Raw genomic sequence first — 24,675 nt, 5'->3', positions numbered from 1 at the left:
CCGTCAAAAAAGCCGGTTGAGGCCGTCGTACGCCGCTACCCGATAGGCTTCGGCCATGGTCGGGTAGTTGAACGTGGTGTTGACGAAGTACTTCAGCGTGTTCAGCTCGCCCGGCTGGCTCATGATCGCCTGACCGATGTGAACGATCTCCGACGCCTGATAACCGAAGCAGTGAACGCCCAGCACTTCCAGGGTTTCACGGTGGAACAGGATCTTCAGCATGCCCTGCGGCTCGCCGGCAATCTGCGCCCGTGCCATGCTCTTGAAGAAGGCCTTGCCGACTTCGTATGGCACTTTGGCCTGAGTCAGCTCCTGCTCGTTCTTGCCGATCGAGCTGATCTCCGGAATGGTGTAGATGCCGGTCGGCACGTCGTTGACGAAGCGCCAGCTATTGTTATCAACAATGCTGCCAGCGGCCGAACGGCCCTGGTCGTGAGCAGCACTGGCCAGGCTCGGCCAGCCGATCACGTCGCCCGCGCCGTAGATGTTCGGCACGCAGGTGCGATAAGCCTCGTCGACTTCGATCTGGCCACGGCTGTTGACCTTGACGCCAATGTTTTCCAGACCCAACTGATCGGTGTTGCCGGTACGCCCGTTGCACCAGAGCAAGGCGTCGGCCTTGATCTTCTTGCCGGACTTCAGATGCAGGATCACGCCGTTGTCGACGCCTTCAACGCGATCGTAATCTTCGTTGTGGCGCACGGTGATGTTGTTGTTGCTGAAGTGGTAGCTCAACGCCTGGGAGATTTCCGAGTCGAGGAAGCTCAGCAACTGACCGCGGTTATCCACCAGCTCGACCAGCACGCCCAGACCACTGAAGATCGACGCGTATTCGCAGCCGATCACGCCGGCGCCGTAAACGATCAGTTTGCGCGGGGTGTGGCCGAGGCTGAGGATGGTGTCGCTATCGTAGATACGCGGGTGGTGGAAATCGATGTCCGCCGGGCGATACGGGCGCGAGCCGGTGGCGATGATGATGTGCTTGGCCACCAGTTTTTCGACCACGCCATTGGCGCAGACCACTTCAATGGTTTGCTCGTCGGCGAAGCTGCCGGTGCCGAAGAACACGTCGACACGGTTACGGGCGTAGTAGCCAGTGCGCGAGGCGACTTGTTTGGAAATGACTTTCTCGGCGCTTTTCAACACGTCCGGGAAGGAGAACCAGCGCGGCTCGCCGATGGCCCGGAACATAGGGTTGGTGTTGAACTGCATGATCTGCCGCACCGAGTGACGCAGTGCCTTGGACGGGATGGTGCCGAGGTGGGTGCAGTTACCGCCGACCTGACGACGGCTGTCGACCATCGCGACCTTGCGCCCTGCTTTGGCGGCGTTCATTGCCGCGCCTTCTCCTGCCGGGCCGGAACCCAGCACCACCACGTCGTAGTTGTAGACAGCCATGCGTACTCCTCAGAACAGGCCGCGGTGCCAGCAGCACCGGCGGCTAAATCACGCCGAACGGCGGCGTGAAGGAACAATTGGGGGTCAGTAAAGAACCCGGACACAGTCTATAGAAGCGTCAACGCCGCGCACATTAACCCTTGGTCGCGTCGTAGGCTACTTTTGCCTGCACTACAACGCCAGCTTTCGTATTGTTCTCAGTCAATTTTTTGCGCCAGCGAGTCGATCGAAAGCCTTGCTGGTGCGGATGACAAAACCTGTATCGGCACGAATGACAAAGAATGCACCAATGTCATGTTTTTCGGCATAGGCCCACGCCCTTTCAGGCCCGAGAATCAGCAACAGCGTCGATAGTCCATCGGCCATCAATGCTGAAGGATGAATGACCGTGACCGACGCCAGGTCGTGTAGGACGGGCGCGCCACTGCGGGCATCGAAGGTGTGGGAATAACGCCGACCGTCCTGCAGGAAATAGTTGCGGTAGTCACCCGAGGTGGACACGCCGTAGCCGTCGACGTTGATGATGCGCTCGGCGACCTGCTGATCGTCGCGAGGCGCTTCCAACGCAATGCGCCAGGGTGAACCGTCAGGTTTTTTGCCCTTGGCCTTGAGCTCGCCAGTGGCCTCTGCGAGGTAATTGTGGATGCCCATGGCGTCGAGCCTGGCGGCAATCGTGTCGACGGCATAACCGGCGGCGATACTGTTGAAGTCGACTTCGACGGCGCCGTCCTTGCACAGCTGCTCGCCATCGATGCGCAGATGCTGATGACCGACCCTCTGCAACACCTCCGCCAACGCAGCGGCGCTCGGGACCTTTTCTTCGCGACCTTGCGGGCCGAAACCCCACAGGTTCAGCAGCGGCTCAACGGTCAGGTCGTAGGAACCTTCGCTTTGCTCTGACAGCTGTTCGCCAACGCGGACCAATTCGAGGACAGGCGCGGGCATTTTCTGACACGTACGGGCGGGCAATGCGTTGAAGCGCTCGATATCCGAGTCACGGCGATACGTGGACATTTGCCGCTCGATTTCGCCGAGGATGCCCTCCACTTCGCTGCGCACGCGCGCAGCATCCACCTGACCTGCATGACGCACGTACTTGATCGAATACGTGCTGCCCATGGTCGTGCCGCCAAAGTTTTCCAGGCTGTCGCCGTTGCCGCAGCCCGACAAAATAGCGGCCAGCACCACAAGCCCTCTGCACCGTCCAGTTAACAAATCTTCATCTCCCTGCAAAACCGCGGCGGCCATTATGGACTACAGAGCGCGCTCGCTCCGAAACGGATGCAACGCCTTCATACAAATTCAATAGTGAGAATCTGCAAATGTCCTCGACCACGGGCAACGGCAAAGCGATTTTTCGCGTTGTCAGCGGCAATTTCCTCGAAATGTTCGACTTCATGGTCTACGGCTTCTACGCCACGGCCATCGCCAAAACCTTCTTCCCCGCTGACAGCGCCTTTGCATCCCTGATGCTGTCGCTGGCCACATTCGGCGCCGGCTTCCTGATGCGTCCATTAGGGGCGATTTTCCTCGGTGCCTACATCGACCGTCATGGCCGGCGCAAAGGCCTGATCATTACCTTGGCGATGATGGCCGCCGGCACTGTGCTGATTGCCTGCGTCCCCGGCTATGCAACGCTTGGCGTAGCCGCACCGTTGCTGGTGCTGTTCGGACGCCTGCTGCAAGGCTTCTCGGCCGGCGTGGAACTGGGCGGCGTGTCGGTGTATCTGGCGGAAATCTCTACCCCCGGCCGCAAGGGCTTCTTCGTCAGTTGGCAGTCCGCCAGCCAACAGGCGGCCGTGGTATTCGCCGGCCTGCTCGGTGTCGGCCTCAATCACTGGCTAAGCCCGGAGGAAATGGGCGAATGGGGCTGGCGCGTGCCGTTTCTGATCGGCTGCATGATCGTACCGGTGATCTTCGTCATCCGTCGTTCGCTGGAAGAAACCCCAGAATTCCAGGCGCGTAAACATCGCCCTACCCTGCGCGAAATCGTCCGTTCGATCGGTCAGAACTTTGGCATGGTCATCGCCGGCATGGCGCTGGTGGTGATGACCACCGTGTCGTTCTACCTGATCACCGCCTACACCCCGACTTTCGGCAAATCCGAACTGCATCTGTCGGACCTGGACGCCTTGCTGGTGACGGTCTGCATCGGTCTTTCGAACTTCTTCTGGTTGCCGGTGATGGGCGCGGTGTCCGACAAGGTCGGACGTAAACCCCTACTGCTCGCGGCGACAATTCTGGCGATTCTGACGGCTTATCCGGCGCTGTCGTGGCTGGTGGCAAACCCGAGCTTCAGCCATCTGCTGATCGTCGAGCTGTGGCTGTCGTTCCTGTACGGCTCTTATAATGGCGCGATGGTGGTGGCGCTCACGGAGATCATGCCGGTGGAAGTTCGTACGACCGGGTTCTCGTTGGCCTACAGCTTGGCGACGGCAACGTTTGGTGGTTTTACACCGGCAGCGTGCACTTATCTGATTCATGTGCTGGGCAACAAGGCTGCGCCGGGCATCTGGCTCAGTGGTGCGGCTGTATTGGGGTTGATAGCGACGCTGGTGTTGTTCCGTGGCAACAGGCATGAACTGAGCACTGCGCAAGCGGCTGTGGTTGGTCGCGTCTGACAGGACGCCATCGCTCCACAGGTTTCTTGAGCGATTGCACAATCGCATTCACGCCCGAACCCCCTGTGGGAGCTGACTTGCCAGCGATGAGGCCGGTACAGGCAAAAGAGATTTACAAGGCATAAAAAAACGCCCCGACCTAAGTCGGGGCGTTTTCATGTGCAGCTAAGGCTTAGCGCGGAAATGCTGGCGGGTTTACACCGGCCATGTCTTCCATCACGCGAACCACCTGGCAGCTGTAACCGAACTCGTTGTCGTACCAGACGTACAGAACAACGCGGTTATCCTGAGTGATGGTCGCTTCAGCGTCGACCACACCGGCGTGGCGCGAGCCAACGAAGTCGGTCGAAACCACTTCCTGCGAGTTGACGAAGTCGATTTGCTTATGCAGATCGGAGTGCAGCGCCATGTAGCGCAGGTACTCATTCATCTCTTCACGGGTGGCGGCTTTCTCAAGGTTGAGGTTGAGAATGGCCATCGACACGTTCGGCGTTGGAACACGGATCGCGTTACCGGTCAGCTTACCGGCCAGCTCAGGCAGAGCCTTGGCAGCAGCGGTGGCAGCACCGGTCTCGGTGATGACCATGTTCAGCGCGGCGCTGCGGCCACGGCGATCGCCCTTGTGGAAGTTGTCGATCAGGTTCTGGTCGTTGGTGTACGAGTGAACGGTTTCGACGTGACCGTTGATGATGCCGAACTTGTCATTCACAGCCTTGAGCACCGGCACGATGGCGTTGGTGGTGCAGGAAGCGGCAGACACGATCTTGTCGTCAGCGGTAATTTCACCGTGGTTGATGCCGTGAACGATGTTCTTCAGCTTGCCTTTGCCAGGCGCGGTCAGAACAACGCGGTCGATACCCGGGCACGCCAGGTGTTGACCCAGACCATCAGCGTCACGCCAAACACCGGTGTTGTCCACCAGCAGCGCGTCTTTGATGCCGTACTGGGTGTAATCCACTTCAGTCGGGTTCTTCGCGTAGATCACCTGGATCAGGTTACCGTTGGCGGTGATGGTGTTGTTTTCTTCGTCGATGGTGATGGTGCCGTTGAACGAACCATGGACCGAATCGCGACGCAGCAGGCTGGCGCGCTTGGTCAGGTCGTTGTCGGCGCCTTTACGCACGACGATGGCACGCAGACGCAGACCGTCGCCACCACCGGTTTTTTCGATCAGGATGCGCGCCAGCAGACGACCGATACGACCGAAGCCGTACAGCACAACGTCAGTGCCTTTGCGGGCCGAGGCGTTTTGCTGGCCAACCACATCAGCCATTTCTTCACGAACGAACTGCTCGGCGCTGCGGCCGTTGCCTTCGTTGCGGAATTTGAACGCCAACTTGCCCAGGTCTACCGAAGCCGCGCCGAGCTTGAGCTCGCTCATGGCTTTGAGCAGGGGGAATGTTTCGTGGACGGAGAGTTCGCTGTCGTCGGAAGAACGGTGGCGCGCAAAGCGGTGAGCTTTGAGAATCGCGATGACAGACTGGTTGATCAGGCTGCGGCCATAGATCGAGCTCACCACGTTGTTATTGCGGTAGAGCTGACCGATAAGCGGGATCATCGCTTCTGCGAGTGCTTCACGGTCGATCCATTCACCAAGACACTGGTCGGGCTTCTGAGTCACGGTAACCTTCCACATGTAGGGGCAGAAAAAAGGGGCTACATTATGCCGCTCAGAACCTCTCGTAGCAATGCGCGCTTGTCGCACAAACGCTAACAAATTTCCGTTCAAAAAAATTACGCCCTTCTCCAGCCCAGTAAATACGCGGCCTCCAGCACAGTCAATTTTTCGACGACTGTTAGACGATGTCTGTAACCCTCCGAAACACCACACGGTTTCGGCACTACATAACCGCTAAAAAAGTGCTGGTTTTTATGGTTACCACTACATTTCACCCAAACATCGAAGATAGACACAGTCTGCAACTGACAGGCAGCATCGGACGCCGCTACAATTACCGACTTTGTCGCAACGCCTGGAGCTCAACCTTCCGTGCCTGTTCTGCGTCTACCGCTTCTCCCTGCTGCGGCAGGTAAACAGCATTGGGGCAATTTGCCCGGTGCCGCCCTCAGCCTGGCGATTGCCGAGGCTGCCAGCGCTGCCAAGCGCTTCACCCTGCTCCTGACCGCCGACAGCCAAAGTGCCGAACGGCTGGAACAGGAGCTGAGTTTCTTCGCCCCGGATTTGCCCGTGCTGCATTTCCCCGACTGGGAAACCCTGCCCTACGACCTGTTCTCGCCGCATCAGGACATCATTTCCCAGCGCATTGCCGCCTTATACAGGTTGCCGGAACTGGCGCACGGCGTGCTGGTGGTGCCGATCACGACAGCACTGCATCGTCTGGCGCCGACCAAGTTCCTGCTCGGCAGCAGCCTGGTGCTGGATGTCGGCCAGAAGCTCGACGTCGAGCAAATGCGCTCGCGACTCGAAGCCAGCGGCTATCGCTATGTAGACACCGTCTACGAGCACGGCGAATTCACCGTGCGCGGCGCGTTGATCGATTTGTTCCCGATGGGCAGCAAACTGCCCTATCGCATCGACCTGTTCGACGACGAAATCGAAACCCTGCGCACCTTCGATCCGGAAAACCAGCGCTCCATCGACAAGGTCGATTCGGTCAAGCTGCTGCCGGCCCGTGAGTTCCCGCTGCAGAAAGATGCGGTCACCCGCTTCAAGGCGCGTTTCCGCGAACGCTTTGATGTTGATTTCCGGCGCTGCCCGATCTTTCAGGATTTGAGCAGCGGCATCACACCGGCCGGCATCGAGTACTACTTGCCGCTGTTCTTTGACGAAACCTCGACCCTGTTCGATTACCTGCCCCAAGACACGCAAGTGTTCTCGCTGCCGGGCATCGAGCAAGCGGCGGAGAATTTCTGGAACGACGTACGCAATCGTTATGAAGAACGCCGCGTCGATCCTGCTCGTCCTTTATTGCCACCGGCGGAATTGTTCCTGCCGGTGGAAGATTGCTTTGCCAGGCTCAAGAGCTGGCCGCGCGTGGTCGCCAGTCAACAGGACGTGGAAGTCGGTGCCGGTCGCGAGCGCTTCCCGGCGCAAACGCTGCCGAATCTGGCGATCGAAGCCAAGGCCACGCAACCGCTGGCAGCGCTGGCAGGTTTCCTCGATGAATTCCCCGGACGCGTGCTGTTCACGGCCGAATCGGCGGGCCGTCGCGAAGTCCTGCTGGAGTTGCTCGAACGCCTGAAACTGCGACCGAAAACGGTCGACAGCTGGCCGGATTTCGTCGCGAGCAAAGATCGTCTGGCGATCACCATTGCGCCGCTCGACGAAGGCCTCATGCTCGACGACCCGGCGCTGGCATTGGTCGCCGAAAGCCCGCTGTTCGGTCAGCGAGTCATGCAGCGCCGCCGTCGCGAGAAGCGCGCCGACGGCAACCACGACGCGGTGATCAAGAACCTCACCGAACTGCGCGAAGGCGCGCCGGTGGTGCACATCGATCACGGTGTCGGCCGCTACCTGGGGCTGACGATTCTGGAGATCGACGATCAGGCTGCCGAATTTCTCACCCTCGAATACGCCGAGAACGCCAAGCTCTACGTGCCGGTGGCCAACCTGCACTTGATCGCCCGCTACACCGGCAGCGACGATGCACTGGCCCCGCTGCACCGTCTCGGCTCCGAGACCTGGCAGAAAGCCAAACGCAAAGCGGCCGAACAGGTGCGCGACGTTGCCGCCGAACTGCTCGACATCTATGCCCGCCGCGCCGCTCGCGAAGGTTATGCGTTCGCCGATCCGAAAGCCGACTATGCGACATTCAGCGCCGGCTTCCCGTTCGAAGAAACGCCCGACCAGCAAACCACCATCGAAGCAGTACGCGCCGACATGCTCGCGCCGAAACCGATGGATCGCCTGGTCTGCGGTGACGTGGGTTTCGGCAAGACCGAAGTGGCCATGCGAGCAGCGTTCATCGCTGTGCACGGCGGCCGCCAGGTTGCGATTCTGGTGCCGACCACCCTGCTCGCCCAGCAGCATTACAACAGCTTCCGCGACCGCTTCGCCGACTGGCCAGTGAGCGTGGAAGTGATGAGCCGCTTCAAGTCCGCCAAGGAAGTGAACGCGGCGATTGCCGATCTGGCGGAAGGCAAGATCGACATCGTCATCGGCACGCACAAATTGCTGTCCGACGACGTGAAAATCAAAAACCTCGGGCTGGTAATCATCGACGAAGAGCACCGTTTTGGTGTGCGTCAGAAAGAACAGCTCAAGGCCTTGCGCAGCGAAGTCGACATTCTGACCCTGACGGCCACACCGATTCCGCGCACGCTGAACATGGCGGTGTCGGGCATGCGCGACCTGTCGATCATTGCCACACCGCCGGCGCGACGCCTGTCGGTGCGCACCTTCGTTATGGAGCAGAACAAGAGCACGGTCAAAGAGGCCCTGCTCCGCGAACTGCTGCGTGGCGGACAGGTTTATTACCTGCACAACGATGTGAAAACCATCGAGAAGTGCGCCGCCGATCTGGCCGAACTGGTGCCGGAAGCACGGATCGCCATCGGCCACGGGCAGATGCGCGAGCGCGAACTTGAACAGGTGATGAGCGACTTCTATCACAAGCGTTTCAACGTGCTGATTGCCTCGACCATCATCGAGACCGGTATCGACGTACCGAGCGCCAACACCATCATCATTGAGCGCGCCGACAAGTTCGGCCTGGCGCAACTGCACCAGCTGCGCGGCCGTGTCGGTCGCAGTCACCACCAGGCTTATGCTTATCTGCTGACGCCGCCGCGCCAGCAGATCACTTCGGACGCGGAAAAGCGTCTGGAGGCGATTGCCAACACCCAGGACCTCGGTGCCGGTTTCGTGCTGGCCACCAACGACCTGGAAATCCGTGGCGCCGGCGAACTGCTCGGCGATGGCCAGAGTGGCCAGATTCAAGCCGTGGGTTTCACGCTGTATATGGAAATGCTTGAGCGCGCGGTGAAATCGATCCGCAAGGGCGAGCAACCGAACCTCGATCAACCGCTTGGCGGTGGCCCGGAAGTCAATCTGCGGGTACCTGCATTGATTCCGGAAGACTATTTGCCGGACGTCCACGCCCGCCTGATCCTGTACAAGCGCATCGCGTCGGCCACCGACGAGGAAGGTTTGAAGGATCTGCAAGTCGAGATGATCGATCGTTTCGGCCTGCTGCCGGAGCCGACCAAGAATCTGGTGCGCATCACGGCGCTGAAGTTGCAGGCCGAAAAGCTGGGCATCAAGAAGGTCGACGGTGGACCGCAGGGTGGACGCATTGAGTTTGAAGCGCAGACCCCAGTCGATCCGATGACCCTGATCAAACTGATTCAGAGCCAGCCAAAACGCTACAAATTCGAAGGTGCCACGATGTTCAAGTTCCAGGTGCCGATGGAGCGCCCGGATGAGCGCTTTAATACTGTAGAGGCGCTGTTTGAGCGCCTTATCCCGAAAACTGCTTGAAGGACGCCGCATGCGCCTGTTTCGTTCACTGACTTTGCTACTCACCTTGGTAGCACCTTCGGCGTTTGCCGCTGACCTGTATCAGGTCGAAATGATTCTGGTGCGCCAGAACGCTGTGCCGGCGATTGTCAGCCGCGCCGCGCCGGAAGACTGGGCCGCGGGCGCCCAGCGTTTGGGCGACGACAGCAAACGTACGCCGGCGCTGAACGACGTCGTAACCAAACTCACCGCCAGCGGCGAGTACAGCGTGTTGATGCACAAGGCCTGGCAGCAAACCCTCGGTGAATCACCGGCAAAAGTCGCGGTCAGCGAAGGCAACGAGCAATTCGGTCAGTTCCCGATCGAGGGTACGCTTGAGATGAAACTCGGGCGCTTCACCGACGTGGCTGCGGATTTCTGGGTCAATCAGATCGACGCCAATGGCCTGGTCACTGCCAGTGAGCGCCTGAAACAGGACAGCCACACCAAAAACGGCCAGCTCAATTATCTCGATAACGGCCATCTGGCCCTGCTGATCAAGATCACTTCCCTGACCGCGCCTGCGCCACGGGAAGCGCCTGAAGTCGTTCCGGACTGATCGAAGTCCTTATGTCCCCGCCCCTGAGTAAACCGTTGGCACCCTCCTGGGTCAGCCGATTCAAGGAACAGAGCCTGGAGCGTGGTCGCCGCTACGCCCTGGAAAACCGGGTACGCATCGCCCAGGTCGGCGACGCGACCATTACCGCCAGTTGCGAAGGCTCTGGCGGTAACGTCTACCGTCAGACCATTCACCTGCGCGAGTCAGCCAAAGGCACTTTGCTGTTGGTCGATGCCGCGTGCACCTGCCCGGTTCGCAGCAACTGCAAGCATTGCGCTGCGGTGCTGCTGAAAATCCAGGAGACTCTCGAATACCCCGCTGCCGCAAAAGACGCCGAGCTGCTGGAAAAACTCCAGGCCGTGCTGGAAAACCGTGGCCCGAAGGCACCTCCGCAAGTGTTGGTCGACAACGTTCAACCAATGCCTCGCCTGTGGCTGGCCAGCGTCGAGTTCAGTGCATTTGAACCGCGTAACGGCAAGATGCAGCGCTACATTCAGCATCGCGCGGCGTTGTCGTTCAGCTATCTGGACGAATACGTCAGCGGGCAGAAAAACAGCGACATCCTGATCCGCCAGGAAAACCAGACGTTGCGGATAAAACGTCACCCGGAAGTCGAACAGTCCTACCGCGAACAGTTAAGAATCCTCGGCTTCCGTATCGCCACCCGGCAGAGCAAAGCCTTGCCGGAAAGCGCTGGCGAACTGTATGAAATGGTCAATGACAGCGCCTGGCTGACCTTTACCCTCAACGAACTGCCAAAGCTGCGCACCCAAGGCTGGGAATTGCAGATCGACGAAGAGTTCGGCTTCGACCTGACCGCCGTGGATGACTGGTACGCCACGGTTGAACAGGCGCCGGAGCGCGACTGGTTTGATCTCGAGCTGGGGATCATCGTCAATGGTGAGCGCCTCAGTTTGCTGCCAATCCTGCTCAACCTGATGCGCTCGCACGCGGAAATCCTCAATCCGGAGCGCCTCGCGCGGCGCCGTGACGACGAGCTGATTCTGGTCAACATTCCACAGCGCAACCTCGAGCATGGGCCGTTGCAGGTGGCGTTGCCGCTGGGCCGGCTGAAACCGGTGCTGGCCACGCTCGGCGAGTTTTATTTGCAGGAACCTGGCGAAACCACCCTGCGCCTGAGCAAGGCTGACGCCACGCGCCTTAATTCGCTGGAGGGCCTGCCGCTGCTGTGGGAGGGCGGCGAGCAGATCCGCACGTTTGCTCAACGCTTGCGCGACATTCGTGATTTCAGCATCGAGGCCCCCGCAGGCCTGAACGCCACATTGCGTCCTTACCAACTCGAAGGCTTAAGCTGGATGCAGTCGCTGCGGCAACTGGAAGTCGGCGGGATACTCGCGGACGACATGGGTTTGGGTAAAACCCTACAGACGCTGGCGCATATTCTCAGCGAGAAAATCGCCGGACGCCTGGATCGCCCGTGCATGGTAGTGATGCCTACCAGCCTGATCCCGAACTGGCTCGATGAGGCGGCGCATTTCACGCCGCAACTGAAAGTGCTCGCGCTTTATGGCGCCAGTCGCAAAAAGCACTTCGACAATCTGGCTGACTTCGACCTGATCCTCACTACCTACGCGCTGCTGCCCAAGGACATCGAACGTCTGGTGCAACAGCCTTTGCATGTCTTGGTGCTGGACGAGGCGCAGTACATCAAGAACCCCAACAGCAAAGCGGCGCAAGCGGCGCGTGAGTTGAATGCGCGTCAGCGCCTGTGCCTGAGCGGTACGCCGCTGGAAAACCACCTGGGCGAGCTGTGGTCGCTGTTCCATTTCCTGCTGCCGGGCTGGCTAGGCGACGTCAAAAGCTTCAACGCCGACTACCGTGTGCCGATCGAAAAACGCGGCAGCGAGGTCAGACTTCAGCACCTCAATGGTCGGATAAAACCGTTTCTGTTGCGCCGCACCAAGGAACAGGTGGCCACCGAGTTGCCGCCCAAAACTGAAATCATTCACTGGGTCGATCTCAACGAAGCGCAGCGCGACGTGTACGAAACCATGCGCTTGGCCATGGACAAAAAAGTCCGCGACGAGATCACCCGCAAAGGCGTGGCGCGCAGCCAGATCATCATTCTTGAAGCGTTGCTCAAGCTGCGTCAGGTTTGCTGTGATTTGCGCCTGGTCAATGGCGCCACCCTGCCCGCCCGCGGCAGCACTTCCGGCAAGCTCGACAGCCTGATGGAAATGCTCGAAGAGCTGTTCGAAGAAGGTCGGCGGATTTTGCTGTTTTCGCAGTTCACCTCGATGCTGTCACTGATCGAGGACGAACTGAAGAAACGTAAAATCTCCTACGCACTTCTGACCGGCCAGACCCGCGACCGGCGCACACCGGTGAAGGAATTCCAGAGCGGCAATCGTCAGATCTTTCTGATCAGCCTGAAGGCCGGTGGCGTTGGCCTGAACCTGACCGAAGCGGATACGGTGATTCACTACGACCCGTGGTGGAACCCCGCGACCGAAAATCAGGCGACCGACCGCGCCTATCGGATCGGCCAGGAGAAACCGGTGTTCGTCTACAAGATGATTGCCCGGGGCACGGTGGAAGAGAAGATTCAGCACTTGCAGAAAGAGAAGTCTGATCTAGCAGCGGGCGTGCTGGATGGGCGCAAGGCTGGGGACTGGAAGTTGCAGAATGACGATATTGAAGCGTTGTTTGCGCCGTTGCCGGACAAGCTCGACAAACGCTGAGACCTTTGTCGTCTGTTAGATCGCTATCGCTGGCAAGCCAGCTGCCACAGTGATTTGGGATTGAACACTATTTTGTGAACAATACAAAAACCTGTGGGAGCTGGCTTGCCAGCGATGGAGCCAACTCGGTACAGGCCTGATCAGCCCTTGAGCACCCGCGCCAACGTCGATTTCACCTTGCCCATGCCGGCATGCAACGCCTGTTCGATCTCGGCCATGGTGATCACTTGCGTGGTCTTGCCCGCCGCCGGGTTCACCACCAGCGCCAGACACGCGTAATCCAGATCCAGCTCACGTGCCAACGCCGCTTCCGGCATACCGGTCATGCCGACGATGTCGCAGCCATCACGCTCCAGACGCACGATTTCGGCCACGGTTTCCAGACGTGGTCCCTGCGTGCAGGCATAAACTCCCTGATCGCTGTACTCGCAACCCTCGGCAGCCACAGCCGCAATCAATTGCTGACGCAACGGCTCGCTGTATGGAAAGCTGAAATCGATATGAGTGACCTGTTCCAGGTCATCGGCGAAATAGGTGTGTTCGCGCCCGCTGGTGTAGTCGACGATTTGATGCGGCACGCAGAAATGCCCCGTCCCCATCGCAGGATGAATGCCACCCACGGCGTTGACCGCGATGATCGCCTCGGCACCGGCCTGCTTCAGCGCCCAAAGGTTGGCGCGGTAGTTGACCTTGTGCGGTGGAAAGCGATGCGGGTGCCCGTGACGCGCGAGGAACAGCACTTCCTTGCCGGCATATTCGCCAATCTGCACGTCGGCCGAAGGCGCTCCATAGGGCGTGTCCACTGCCAGAGACTGGCGAATACTCAAGCCCTCAAGCTGGGTCAGGCCGGTGCCACCGATGATTGCGTAAACCGTCATAACGAAAAATCCTTAGTCGATCAGTTGGGCGTCTTTGAGTGCCCCGATGGCTTGCAGCCAGCGTGGATCCTGACGGTAGTCGGTGCTGGCAGACGCCTGACCGCGCATACGTGCGATACGCGCAGACGGTTTAACCTTCATGCGCTGCGCAGCACTCAGGGCCAATTCGGCAGCGGCGCGGTCATTGCACACCAGGCCCATGTCGCACCCGGCAGAGAGTGCGGCTTCGATACGACTGGCCGCGTCGCCGACCACGTGGGCGCCGGCCATCGACAGATCGTCGCTGAAAATCACGCCGTCGAAATGCAACTCGCCTCGCAGGATGTCTTGCAACCAGCGCCGAGAGAAGCCGGCAGGCTGCGAATCGACTTGCGGATAAATGACGTGCGCCGGCATGACCGCGGCCAGTTGTTTGCTCAGTTTGGCAAAAGGCACGAGGTCGTTGGCGCGGATCTCGTCAAGGCTGCGCTCGTCGTTGGGAATCGCAAAGTGGGAGTCGGCTTCAGCCCAGCCGTGACCGGGGAAATGCTTGCCAGTGGCGGCCATTCCGGCGCTGTTCATGCCCCGGATGAAGGCGCCAGCGAGCAACGCGGCACGCTCGGGATCACCCTCAAACGAACGAGTGCCAACCACCGCGCTGCGCTGGTAATCGAGATCCAGTACTGGGGCGAAGCTCAGGTCGAGGCCGACGGCCAGCACTTCGGTCGCCATGATCCAGCCACATTGCTCAGCCAGGTATTCGGCATTCAGATTGTCGGCGATGGCGCGCATGGCCGGCAGACGCACGAAGCCTTGACGCAAACGCTGCACGCGACCGCCCTCCTGATCCACCGCCAGCAGCAAGTCCGGGCGAATCGCACGGATCGCCGCGCTGAGCTCACGCACCTGGCGCGGGTGCTCGATATTGCGGGCAAAAATGATCAGGCCACCCACTTCAGGCTGACGCAACAATTGGCGATCTTCAGCCGTCAGCCAGGTACCGGCGACGTCCACCATCAACGAGCCTTGCAGGCCAGCAGTCATAGAGATTCCTTGAAAACGAAAAACCCGATCCGCATGACATCGCCCCCGAGGGCAGTGCCCGGCGGGTCGGCGATATCGATGGAGAACGGATTCAGAACGAGAGTCGGCATGGGCGGCTAGCTTAGCGGATACAAGCTGCCGCGCCCACCCGTGCGCGGTTAAACCTTGGCGGCCACCGGCGTTGATTTGCTGCGCGGGCGCAATTGCGCAGTGGCCATGGCAGCGTCGGTGACGCCGGTATCAGCGCGCATACCCGCCGCGAGGAATGGCACCATCAGGCGCATGACCTGCTCGATGGAGGTATTGACGCCGAAATCCGTCTCGGCAATCGCGCGCAACGCCTTGATGCCGGACATGCTGAATGCAGCGGCACCGAGCATGAAGTGCACGCGCCAGAACAATTCAATCGGGGGAATGTTAGGTGCCGCTTCGTTGACCAGCAGCATGTAGCGACGGAACACCTTGCCGTACATGTCTTCCAGGTAACGGCGCAAGTGACCCTGGCTCTGGCTGAACGCGAGGCCGAGCAGACGCATGAAGATCGACAGGTCGTTACCGCTGCGAGGCTGCACCACGAGGGCTTGTTCGACGAGGATTTCCAGCAGCTCTTCGAGGGTCGGCTTGTTTTCAGGTTTGGCCTGACGGCGCTCCAGCTCTTTATCGAGACTGGCGCAGAAAGGCCCTAGGAAGCGCGAGAACACCGCCTGAATCAGCGCTTTCTTGGAGCCGAAATGATAGTTGACCGCAGCCAGGTTGACGCAAGCCTTGCTGGTGATCAAACGCAATGAGGTTTCAGCGAAACCTTTCTCCGCGAACAACTGCTCGGCAGCATCAAGAATGCGTTCAACGGTTTCCGACTGGGCCATGGCTACTCCGCCTGACAAACACTTGTTTGAAACATACGTTTCAGCCTGTGTCTTGTCAAGCCTGTCGGTTCGTTTTGGGAATGGTCAGTCAGCTATTTAACCACACAAGGACGACGCATTAATAAGCACGTCCACTGACCGTCTGGCGGCTTGCAAAAAAACGGGCATTGCCAAGACCGCTTCACTGTATATAATCCCAGTCACTGTATAAAAAAACAGAGCGATCAATATGCTAAAGCTGACGCCACGCCAAGCCGAGATTCTGGCCTTTATCAAACGTTGCCTCGAAGACAATGGCTATCCGCCAACCCGCGCGGAAATCGCTCAGGAATTAGGGTTCAAGTCGCCCAACGCGGCGGAAGAACACCTCAAGGCGCTAGCCCGCAAGGGCGCCATCGAGATGACGCCCGGCGCCTCTCGCGGTATTCGCATCCCTGGCTTCGAAGCCAAGGCCGACGACTCTACCCTGCCAATCATCGGCCGGGTGGCTGCCGGCGCGCCAATCCTTGCCCAGCAGCACATTGAAGAGTCCTGCAATATCAATCCAGCATTCTTCCACCCACGTGCGGACTATCTGCTGCGCGTGCATGGCATGAGCATGAAGGACATCGGTATTTTCGACGGTGACCTTCTGGCGGTTCACACCACCCGCGAAGCGCGTAATGGCCAAGTCGTGGTTGCTCGCATCGGCGATGAAGTGACCGTGAAACGCTTCAAGCGCGAAGGCAGCAAGGTCTGGCTGATGGCTGAAAACCCCGAGTTCGCCCCTATCGAAGTTGACCTGAAAGATCAGGACCTGGTGATCGAAGGCTTGAGTGTCGGCGTAATCCGCCGCTAAAGGAGGCTTTATGCAGTTCCCACACACACCTCAGCAAACACAACTGCCGTTATTCGAAGCGTTTATGGCGCAACCGATGGCGCCGACCCTCAAAGACGTGGTCGAGCGCCCCTGGAACACTGAACCCGAAGTATTCAGCGAGCTGTCACTGCGTGGTGCCGCCGGGAACTGCCTGAATCTGCTGGCGCCGATCCTTCGTGAGCTCAGCGACGATCTGGACGCACGCTGGCTGACGCTGATTGCGCCACCTGCCAGCCTGACCCAAACATGGCTGCGCGATGCTGGGCTGAATCGGGAACGCATTCTGCTGTTGCAACCGAGAGGCACTCAAAGTGCTCAACAACTCGCTTGCGAAGCCTTGCGTCTGGGCCGCAGCCACACAGTGGTCACCTGGCTCAACCCGCTGAACACAAGTTCACGGCAGCTGTTAATCAGCGCTGCACGCACGGGCGACGCTCAGAGTTTGAACATACGATTGGGGTGATTTACAAGCTATAAGCGCTGTGTGAAGCGCAGGGCTTCTCCAAGGATAGAGAAGCCGATCTGAAGCGGCAGTGACAAAACCCAAAAAGCCGTCGGGAATCAATGAAGAACCCGCGACCCCTCATCTTTATCAAACTCACCTTCGATCATTCGGCCTGCCATCTGCACGCCAACGCTCAACATCGCTTTCGCGATTTCCACGTGCTGACCCTGCAGGAATGTCTTGGCGTCCTCGGAGAAATCCAGAGTCACCAGAGAACCTTCGTCCTCAGCCCTGCGCAGTTCGATTCGGCCGTCGGGTAACTCGACAATTTCTAGAAAGGACGTTGGCATATAGGTCTGTTCTCCACGAAAGGCAGGCATTATATAGACATCATTCAGGCTTCGCTTGTGATCTTGACCAGCAGCATGTTTCAGATTGCCACCGTGTCAATCATCGTCAGCATTCGTTCAAACCTTCGCGAAAACGAATAGCCAGACTCTTGAGGTTCTGCCGCCAACTCTCAAGTTCTTCACGGCTCAACTCTTGCGGAGCCTCTTCTTCATCCAGATTAACCGCCTGAATCAACGGCTGCGTCACATCGCCCTTGGGCTTGTGTGGCACGCGAGGCGGCTGGAACAATGCCGAATGCGCTGCCAGCAGTTCAGCCAGCCAGGTCTCCGGATTGGCTGCCAGTTCAACCATTTCCGCCAGTTCTGGAATCGCGATCGACTCGAGCACTTCACGTGTCAACAGCATCTCGGCCCGTGGTGCACTCGCCTGAGGCAGGCGATAGAACCCGGCAATTTCATGGCACAGCCCCAATAGCGCGCCATAGAGGTGGAACAACGCTGATTCACGTCCAGCCTGAATCAGCGCCAGAGAATTCATCGCCCGCCCCTCTTCAGCTCGAGCCAAGGCTTCCAGCGACAGGCCGGCGAAATAGATTTTCTGATTGGTGCGGGTATAGAGTTCGTGGGCCATGACGGCAGCCTCCACAACGAAATAATTGCTTCACACAGACCGGACAGTGTCGTGGATCAACGGATCACACCGCAAGCACAAAACAAAAAGGCCGCATGAAAACCCGAGGGTTCTCATGCGGCTTTTCAGTATCAGACTAACGCTTACTCAGCCTTGGCCTTTGAGCGCTTGTCTTCAACAGTCCACTTGCCACCGTCGAAGTACGCCTTCCAGCCAGTTGGCTTGCCGTCGACTTCGGTCTGCACGTATTGCTCCTTGGTCTTGCGGCTGTAGCGGATCACCGCTGGCAGACCATCAGGATCCTTCTGCGGTGCTTCGCACAGGAAGTGATACTTCGGATCGATTTCATCCTTGTGCGGAAGTATCTCGATCACCAGCGGAGCACGGGTCTCGCGGTTTTTCGGGAACTGACTGGCCGCCAGGAACAGGCCGGACGCACCATCGCGCAGGATATAGGTGTCGTTGACCTTTTCGCATTTCAGCTCAGGCATCTTCACCGGATCCATCTTCGGCGGCGCCGCGTCACCGCTCTTCAGCAGTTTGCGGGTGTTTTTGCAGGTCGGATTGGTGCAGCCGAAGAACTTGCCGAAACGGCCGGTCTTGAGTTGCATCTCGCTGCCGCACTTGTCGCATTCCAGGCTCGGACCTTCGTAGCCCTTGATGCGATAACTGCCCTCTTCGATTTCGTAGCCGGCGCAATCCGGGTTGTTACCGCAAATGTGCAGCTTGCGCTTCTCGTCGAGCAGGTAAGCGTCCATCGCCGTGCTGCAGATCGGGCAGCGATGCTTGCCACGCAACACCAGCGACTCCGACTCACCCTCGTCGTCCGCAGCGATTTCGTCGCCCGGCACCAGGTTGACGGTGGCCTTGCAGCGCTCTTTCGGTGGCAGGCTGTAACCTGAGCAACCGAGGAACACGCCGGTCGATGCGGTACGGATCTGCATCGGACGGCCGCAAGTGGTGCACGGAATGTCGGTCATGACCGGCTGGTTGGCACGCATGCCGCTTTCCGGATTCTCGGCTACTTCGAGTTTCTTTTTGAAATCGCCGTAGAACTCGTCCAGCACGTTCTTCCAGTCACGCTCGCCCTGGGCCACGTCATCGAGGTTCTCTTCCATGCCGGCGGTGAAGCCGTAGTCCATGAGGTTCGAGAAGCTCTCCGACAGACGTTCGGTAACGATGTCGCCCATCTTTTCCGAATAGAAACGACGGTTGTGCAGAGTCACGTAGCCGCGATCCTGGATGGTCGAAATGATCGCAGCGTAAGTCGAAGGGCGACCGATACCGCGTTTTTCCATTTCTTTAACCAGGCTGGCTTCCGAATAACGCGCCGGCGGCTTGGTGAAGTGCTGGGTCGGATCAAGTTTGATCAGCTTCATCACGTCGCCCTGCGCCATATCGGGCAGAACGTCGTCATCGCCAGGTTTGGCAATCTGCGGCATTACGCGGGTGTAACCGTCAAACTTCAGGATGCGACCCTTGGCGCGCAGCTCGAAATCACCCGCGCCGACGCTGACCGTCGTCGACAGGTACTGCGCCGGTAGCATCTGGCAAGCCAGGAACTGACGCCAGATCAGCTCATAGAGACGCTCGGCATCACGCTCCATACCCGCCAGCTTGCTCGGAATGGTGTTGGCGTCGGAGGGACGAATGGCTTCGTGAGCCTCTTGTGCGCCTTCCTTGCTGCTGTAGACGTTCGGCGTTTCCGGCAGATACTTCTTGCCGAATTCGTCTTCGATGTAAGCACGTGCCATCGTCACGGCGTCTGCCGAGAGGTTGGTCGAGTCGGTACGCATATAAGTGATGTAGCCGGCTTCGTACAGACGCTGGGCCATCATCATGGTTTTCTTCACGCCGAAGCCCAGACGGTTACTCGCCGCCTGCTGCAGGGTGGACGTGATGAACGGCGCCGACGGCTTGCTGCTGGTCGGCTTGTCTTCGCGCTTGACGATGCTGTAGCTGGAAGACTTGAGCTTCTCCAGCGCGGCCATGGCCTGAGCTTCGTTGAGCGGCTTGAAGGCTTCGCCCTTTTCACGCGCTACTTCGAAACGTACGGTCGAGCCTTTGGCGCTGCCGAGATCGGCATGCACTTCCCAGTACTCTTCCGGGTTGAACGCGCGAATTTCACGCTCACGCTCAACCACCAGTTTCACGGCGACCGATTGCACACGACCGGCGGACAGACCGCGGGCGATCTTCGCCCACAACAGCGGCGAGACCATGTAGCCCACAACGCGGTCGAGGAACCGACGCGCCTGCTGAGCGTTGACACGATCGATGTCCAGCTCGCCTGGCTTGGAGAAGGCCTCCTGAATCGCCTTCTTGGTGATTTCGTTAAACACCACGCGCTTGTAGCGGCTGTCGTCACCACCGATGGCTTCGCGCAGGTGCCATGCAATGGCTTCCCCCTCGCGATCCAAGTCGGTTGCGAGATAGATGGTGTCAGCATCCTTGGCGAGCCGGCGCAGCTCTTCGATGACCTTCTCTTTGCCCGGGAGGATCTCGTACTTGGCTTTCCAGCCATGATCGGGATCGACACCCATACGCGAGACCAGCTGCTTGCGCGCTTTCTCTTTCGGCGTGAGCACCGGACCTTCGCCTGCGGCAGCCTTGCCGCGCTTGGCGGCTGGCTCTTTGCTGGCGCTAGCCGAACCGCTGGTGGGCAGGTCTCGGATATGGCCGATACTCGACTTCACCACGTATTGGTTGCCCAGATACTTGTTGATGGTCTTGGCCTTAGCCGGGGATTCCACAATGACCAGCGATTTGCCCATGGATCAGAAAATTCCTGAATTCTAGAAGTGAAAGGCGGTTGGCGCCTGACGCGGCACCGCTATATATAGTTGATACAAGGTGAGGTCAAGCGCAGGGTATTGCGCGCACTCCCCTTACGCCTTGGAAAACAGGCTCGGTTCGGCTTGCACCAAAGCAAAGCGTGGGACCTGCTCGCCGTCAACCTCGACGGACTCCAGAAACATGCTCAGGGGACGCACCCAAAAGCCGTAATCGCCATACAGGGCTTGGTAAAACACCACTTCTTCTTCCGTCTCGGAATGCCGCGCGACATTGAAAACGCGGTACTGCGGACCTTTGTAATGCTGGTAGAGCCCAGGTTGTATCGGCATGGTTTGGCCCTCCCTCAATTTTTTTCAAAATAAAAACAAAATAAATCCACAAAAACAAAAACCGGGGCACTTGGCCCCGGCTTCCATCGACGAGACGCTTAAACGCGTTCGAAGACGGTGGAGATGCCTTGGCCGAGACCAATGCACATAGTGGCCACCCCGAAGGTGCCGCTATTCTGCTTCATCACGTTCAGCAAAGTGCCGGAAATTCGGGCACCGGAGCAACCGAACGGGTGACCCAGGGCGATCGCGCCGCCGTGCAGGTTAACCTTCTCGTTCATCTTGTCGAGTACTTTCAGATCTTTCAGCACTGGCAGAGCCTGTGCGGCGAAAGCTTCGTTGAGCTCGAAGAAGTCGATATCGTTGATGCCAAGGCCCGCACGCTTCAGGGCTTTTTGTGTTGCCGGAACTGGACCATAGCCCATGATTGCCGGATCCACACCCGCCACTGCCATCGAACGGATCACCGCCATCGGCTGGATACCCAGGTCCTGTGCACGCTGAGCCGACATCACGATCATGCACGAGGCACCATCGGTGATCTGCGACGAAGTACCGGCCGTCACGGTCCCGCCCTTTGGATTGAACGCCGGCTTGAGGGCCGCCAGACTTTCCAGGGTAGTTTCCGGACGAATGGTTTCGTCGTAGTCGAACAGTTTCAGGAAACCGTTCTCGTCGTAACCCTGCATCGGGATGATTTCGTCTTTGAACTTGCCTTCCAGAGTCGCCTTGTGGGCGAGCTGGTGGGAGCGCACGCCAAAGGCGTCCTGCTGTTCGCGAGTGATGCCGTGCATTTTGCCGAGCATTTCAGCGGTCAGGCCCATCATGCCCGAGGCTTTCGCCGCGTAGAGCGACATGTGCGGGTTCGGATCGACACCGTGCATCATGCTCACGTGGCCCATATGCTCGACGCCGCCGACGACGAACACGTCACCGTTACCGGTCATGATCGCTTGCGCAGCCGTGTGCAGCGCGCTCATCGACGAGCCACACAGGCGGCTGACAGTCTGACCGGCAGCCGTGTGCGGGATCTGGGTCATCAGCGACGCCATGCGCGCGATGTTCCAGCCCTGCTCCAGGGTCTGGTTGACGCAGCCCCAGATCACGTCTTCGACTTCGTTTGGATCAACCTTGACGTTGCGTTCCAGCAATTTGCTGATCAGGTGCGCCGACATGTCTTCGGCGCGGGTGTTGCGGTGCATGCCGCCCTTGGAGCGGCCCATCGGAGTACGACCGAAGTCGACAATCACGACGTCTCTTGGATTCAAGCTCATAAAATTTCACTCTCGCTCAAAAGTTGGGACGCTTAACCGAAGAACCGTTGGCCGGTTTTGGCCATTTCACGCAGTTTCGCGGTCGGGTGGTACAGCGCGCCCAAATCAGCGTACTGGTCAGCCAGGGCAACGAACTCGGCAACACCGATCGAATCGATGTAGCGCAGCGCACCGCCACGGAATGGAGGGAAACCGATACCGTAGACCAGACCCATGTCGGCTTCAGCGGCGGTTTCAACGATGCCGTCTTCCAGGCAACGCACGGTTTCCAGGCAGAGCGGGATCATCATCCAGTTGATGATGTCTTCGTCAGTGACTTCGCGCTGCTCGTAAACGATCGGCTTGAGCACTTCCAGTACCGACGGGTCGGCAACTTTCTTCTGCTTGCCCTTCTTGTCGGTCTCGTAGGCGTAGAAGCCCTTGCCGTTTTTCTGACCCAGACGCTTGGCTTCGTAAAGCACGTCAATGGCCGAGCGACGGTCATCTTTCATGCGATCCGGGAAGCCTTCCGCCATAACGTCGCGACCGTGGTGACCGGTGTCGATGCCGACCACGTCCATCAGGTAGGCCGGGCCCATCGGCCAGCCGAATTTTTCCATGACCTTGTCGATCCGGACGAAGTCCACACCGGCGCTGACCAGTTTGGCGAAACCACCGAAGTACGGGAACAGCACACGGTTGACGAGGAAGCCCGGGCAGTCGTTGACGACGATCGGGTTCTTGCCCATTTTCTTGGCGTAGGCAACGGTGGTGGCAACAGCCAGCTCGCTGGACTTCTCGCCACGGATCACTTCCACCAGCGGCATCATGTGCACCGGGTTGAAGAAGTGCATGCCGACGAAGTTTTCCGGACGCTTGAGGGCCTTGGCCAACAGGCTGATGGAAATGGTCGAGGTGTTGGACGCGAGGATGGTGTCCTCTTTGACCTTGTCTTCAACTTCAGCCAATACTGCTTGCTTGACCTTCGGGTTCTCGACCACGGCCTCAACGACCAGATCGACGTGACCGAAATCACCGTAGGACAGGGTCGGACGAATGCCGTTGAGCACTTCAGCCATTTTCGCAGGGGTCATGCGACCTTTATCAACGCGGCCAACCAGCAGTTTGGCGGCTTCAGCCAGACCCTGCTCGATACCGTGCTCGTTGATGTCCTTCATCAGGATCGGCGTGCCTTTGGAGGCCGACTGATAAGCGATACCGCCACCCATGATGCCGGCGCCCAATACAGCGGCCTGCTTCACGTCTTTGGCGATTTCGTCGTAGGCCTTGGCCTTTTTCTTCAATTCCTGATCGTTCAGGAACAGACCGATCAAGCTCTGCGCGGCAGAGGTCTTGGCCAGTTTGACGAAACCGGCGGCTTCAACTTCCAGCGCCTTGTCGCGACCGAAGTTCGCAGCTTTCTGAATGGTCTTGATCGCTTCAACCGGCGCCGGATAGTTCGGGCCAGCCTGACCGGCCACAAAACCTTTGGCGGTTTCGAAAGCCATCATTTGTTCGATAGCGTTCAGCTTGAGCTTTTCCAGCTTCGGCTGGCGCTTGGCCTTGTAGTCGAACTCGCCGGAAATGGCGCGCTTGATCAGCTCAAGGGCAGCTTCCTGCAGCTTCTCTGGAGCAACCACGGCATCGACTGCGCTAACTTTCAGCGCATCTTCCGGACGGTTTTCCTTGCCAGAGGCAATCCACTCGATGGCGTTGTCGGCACCGATCAGGCGCGGCAGACGCACAGTCCCGCCGAAGCCTGGGTAGATGCCCAGTTTGACTTCCGGCAGACCGATCTTGGCCTTGGTGGACATGACGCGATAGTCAGCCGCCAGGCACATCTCCAGACCGCCACCCAGGGCGATGCCATTGATCGCGGCGACAGTCGGGACGTTGAGGTCTTCGAAATCGCTGAAGATCTTGTTGGCTTCGAGATTGCCAGCAACCAGCTCCGCATCCGGCAGCTTGAAGTTCTCGACAAATTCGGTGATGTCGGCGCCGACGATGAACACGTCCTTGCCACTGCTGACGATCACGCCCTTGATCGAAGCATCTGCCTTGATGGTGTCTACGGCCTGACGCAGTTCGTTCAGGGTTAGACGGTTGAACTTGTTGACGGACTCACCCTTGAGGTCGAATTTCAATTCGACGATGCCACTTTCAAGAGCTTTAACCGTGATGGCTTTACCTTCGTAAATCATCAACTGATCTCCACGATATGGAAGCTGAACAGTACACGTCGGACGCAGGCGAATGGCTAGGCAGGACGCTTTTTCGTCGATGCTGACACCAATCCACCCGGCACACCCGCCAACGCGATAGTCGGGATTCTGTAGGAGCAGTCTGTAAGACAAACGCTCAATTCATACGCCCGTTTGATTTGGGTACGTCACCTTCACGGAATTTCCAACAATTGTCAATCGCCCAAAATGCGGGTTGGAATGCGACTTTGCGGTCATTTCCGTACCACACAGATCCACAACATGCGCCTGCATGTGAAGCCATTC

18 protein-coding genes are annotated in these 24,675 nt (G+C 58.7%); 6 read left to right on the top strand and 12 right to left on the bottom strand.

Translation table 11 applies throughout. The features are described 5' to 3' along the window. Nucleotides 1-3 precede the first annotated feature (3 nt). On the bottom strand, nucleotides 4-1,398 hold the full coding sequence (sthA, locus tag AB4P91_RS14810; RefSeq protein ID WP_007907752.1) for a Si-specific NAD(P)(+) transhydrogenase: 1,395 nt from the start codon (nucleotides 1,396-1,398) through the stop codon (nucleotides 4-6). 201 nt (nucleotides 1,399-1,599) lie between these two features. Then, nucleotides 1,600-2,646 carry an FAD:protein FMN transferase gene (locus tag AB4P91_RS14805; RefSeq protein WP_395603075.1) on the bottom strand — a complete coding sequence of 349 codons (1,047 nt, stop codon included), beginning with the start codon at nucleotides 2,644-2,646 and terminating at the stop codon, nucleotides 1,600-1,602. A gap of 74 nt (nucleotides 2,647-2,720) precedes the next feature. On the opposite strand from AB4P91_RS14805, the gene AB4P91_RS14800 reads away from it, so the two are divergent. After that, nucleotides 2,721-4,019, top strand: a complete 1,299-nt coding sequence (locus tag AB4P91_RS14800) for an MFS transporter (RefSeq protein ID WP_395603074.1) — start codon at nucleotides 2,721-2,723, stop codon at nucleotides 4,017-4,019. Nucleotides 4,020-4,191: 172 nt separating this feature from the next. Here the strand turns inward: AB4P91_RS14800 and AB4P91_RS14795 are convergent, their stop codons facing one another. After that, nucleotides 4,192-5,655, bottom strand: a complete 1,464-nt coding sequence (locus AB4P91_RS14795; protein ID WP_042560158.1) for a glyceraldehyde-3-phosphate dehydrogenase — start codon at nucleotides 5,653-5,655, stop codon at nucleotides 4,192-4,194. A gap of 354 nt (nucleotides 5,656-6,009) precedes the next feature. Between AB4P91_RS14795 and mfd the strand changes: the two genes are divergently transcribed. From mfd to AB4P91_RS14780, 3 genes are read left to right on the top strand one after another with little or no spacing between them, the layout of a single operon-like run. Further along, nucleotides 6,010-9,459 carry a transcription-repair coupling factor gene (gene mfd / locus AB4P91_RS14790; protein ID WP_150598236.1) on the top strand — a complete coding sequence of 1,150 codons (3,450 nt, stop codon included), beginning with the start codon at nucleotides 6,010-6,012 and terminating at the stop codon, nucleotides 9,457-9,459. Nucleotides 9,460-9,469: 10 nt separating this feature from the next. Beyond that, nucleotides 9,470-10,036, top strand: coding sequence for a CsiV family protein (locus tag AB4P91_RS14785; protein WP_395603073.1), 567 nt, complete (start codon nucleotides 9,470-9,472; stop codon nucleotides 10,034-10,036). A gap of 11 nt (nucleotides 10,037-10,047) precedes the next feature. Next, nucleotides 10,048-12,738, top strand: coding sequence for a DEAD/DEAH box helicase (locus tag AB4P91_RS14780; RefSeq protein ID WP_395603072.1), 2,691 nt, complete (start codon nucleotides 10,048-10,050; stop codon nucleotides 12,736-12,738). A 140-nt stretch (nucleotides 12,739-12,878) separates the two neighbouring features. On the opposite strand, the gene AB4P91_RS14775 is transcribed toward AB4P91_RS14780, so the two are convergent. The 3 genes from AB4P91_RS14775 to AB4P91_RS14765 form a co-directional block, all read right to left on the bottom strand. Then, nucleotides 12,879-13,616: an S-methyl-5'-thioinosine phosphorylase gene (locus tag AB4P91_RS14775; RefSeq protein WP_261736050.1), complete on the bottom strand. Its 738-nt coding sequence runs from the start codon at nucleotides 13,614-13,616 to the stop codon at nucleotides 12,879-12,881. 12 nt (nucleotides 13,617-13,628) lie between these two features. Continuing rightward, on the bottom strand, nucleotides 13,629-14,639 hold the full coding sequence (gene nagZ, locus AB4P91_RS14770; RefSeq protein ID WP_395603071.1) for a beta-N-acetylhexosaminidase: 1,011 nt from the start codon (nucleotides 14,637-14,639) through the stop codon (nucleotides 13,629-13,631). Nucleotides 14,640-14,797: 158 nt separating this feature from the next. Next, nucleotides 14,798-15,505, bottom strand: a complete 708-nt coding sequence (locus AB4P91_RS14765) for a TetR/AcrR family transcriptional regulator (protein WP_042560164.1) — start codon at nucleotides 15,503-15,505, stop codon at nucleotides 14,798-14,800. Between the two features lie 229 nt (nucleotides 15,506-15,734). Here AB4P91_RS14765 and lexA point away from each other — a divergent pair, with 229 nt between their 5' ends. Both lexA and sulA read left to right on the top strand, forming a co-directional pair. After that, a complete protein-coding gene (gene lexA / locus AB4P91_RS14760) occupies nucleotides 15,735-16,343 on the top strand; it encodes a transcriptional repressor LexA (RefSeq protein WP_395603070.1) in 609 nt (202 codons plus the stop codon). Nucleotides 16,344-16,353: 10 nt separating this feature from the next. Then, entirely contained in the window at nucleotides 16,354-16,827 is a 474-nt protein-coding gene (gene sulA, locus AB4P91_RS14755) for an SOS-induced cell division inhibitor SulA (protein ID WP_150592533.1), read from the top strand. Nucleotides 16,828-16,925: 98 nt separating this feature from the next. On the opposite strand, the gene AB4P91_RS14750 is transcribed toward sulA, so the two are convergent. The 6 genes from AB4P91_RS14750 to fadB form a co-directional block, all read right to left on the bottom strand. Beyond that, nucleotides 16,926-17,159: a hypothetical protein gene (locus AB4P91_RS14750; protein WP_150592597.1), complete on the bottom strand. Its 234-nt coding sequence runs from the start codon at nucleotides 17,157-17,159 to the stop codon at nucleotides 16,926-16,928. 106 nt (nucleotides 17,160-17,265) lie between these two features. Continuing rightward, on the bottom strand, nucleotides 17,266-17,790 hold the full coding sequence (locus AB4P91_RS14745; protein WP_150592534.1) for a DUF6586 family protein: 525 nt from the start codon (nucleotides 17,788-17,790) through the stop codon (nucleotides 17,266-17,268). Nucleotides 17,791-17,933: 143 nt separating this feature from the next. After that, complete coding sequence (topA, locus tag AB4P91_RS14740; protein ID WP_042560168.1) at nucleotides 17,934-20,564, bottom strand: type I DNA topoisomerase; 2,631 nt, start codon at nucleotides 20,562-20,564, stop codon at nucleotides 17,934-17,936. A gap of 114 nt (nucleotides 20,565-20,678) precedes the next feature. Further along, a complete protein-coding gene (locus AB4P91_RS14735) occupies nucleotides 20,679-20,915 on the bottom strand; it encodes a DUF1653 domain-containing protein (RefSeq protein ID WP_042560169.1) in 237 nt (78 codons plus the stop codon). A gap of 98 nt (nucleotides 20,916-21,013) precedes the next feature. Then, nucleotides 21,014-22,189, bottom strand: a complete 1,176-nt coding sequence (fadA, locus tag AB4P91_RS14730; protein ID WP_042560170.1) for an acetyl-CoA C-acyltransferase FadA — start codon at nucleotides 22,187-22,189, stop codon at nucleotides 21,014-21,016. Between the two features lie 32 nt (nucleotides 22,190-22,221). Further along, nucleotides 22,222-24,369, bottom strand: coding sequence for a fatty acid oxidation complex subunit alpha FadB (fadB, locus tag AB4P91_RS14725; RefSeq protein WP_150598230.1), 2,148 nt, complete (start codon nucleotides 24,367-24,369; stop codon nucleotides 22,222-22,224). Between the last annotated feature and the right edge of the window lie 306 nt (nucleotides 24,370-24,675).

Source organism: Pseudomonas sp. B21128 (assembly GCF_044218865.1).
Lineage (GTDB): Bacteria > Pseudomonadota > Gammaproteobacteria > Pseudomonadales > Pseudomonadaceae > Aquipseudomonas > Aquipseudomonas iridis.
The sequence above is the reverse complement of the archived record's forward strand: the minus strand, read 5'-3'. Positions and strand labels throughout refer to the sequence as shown.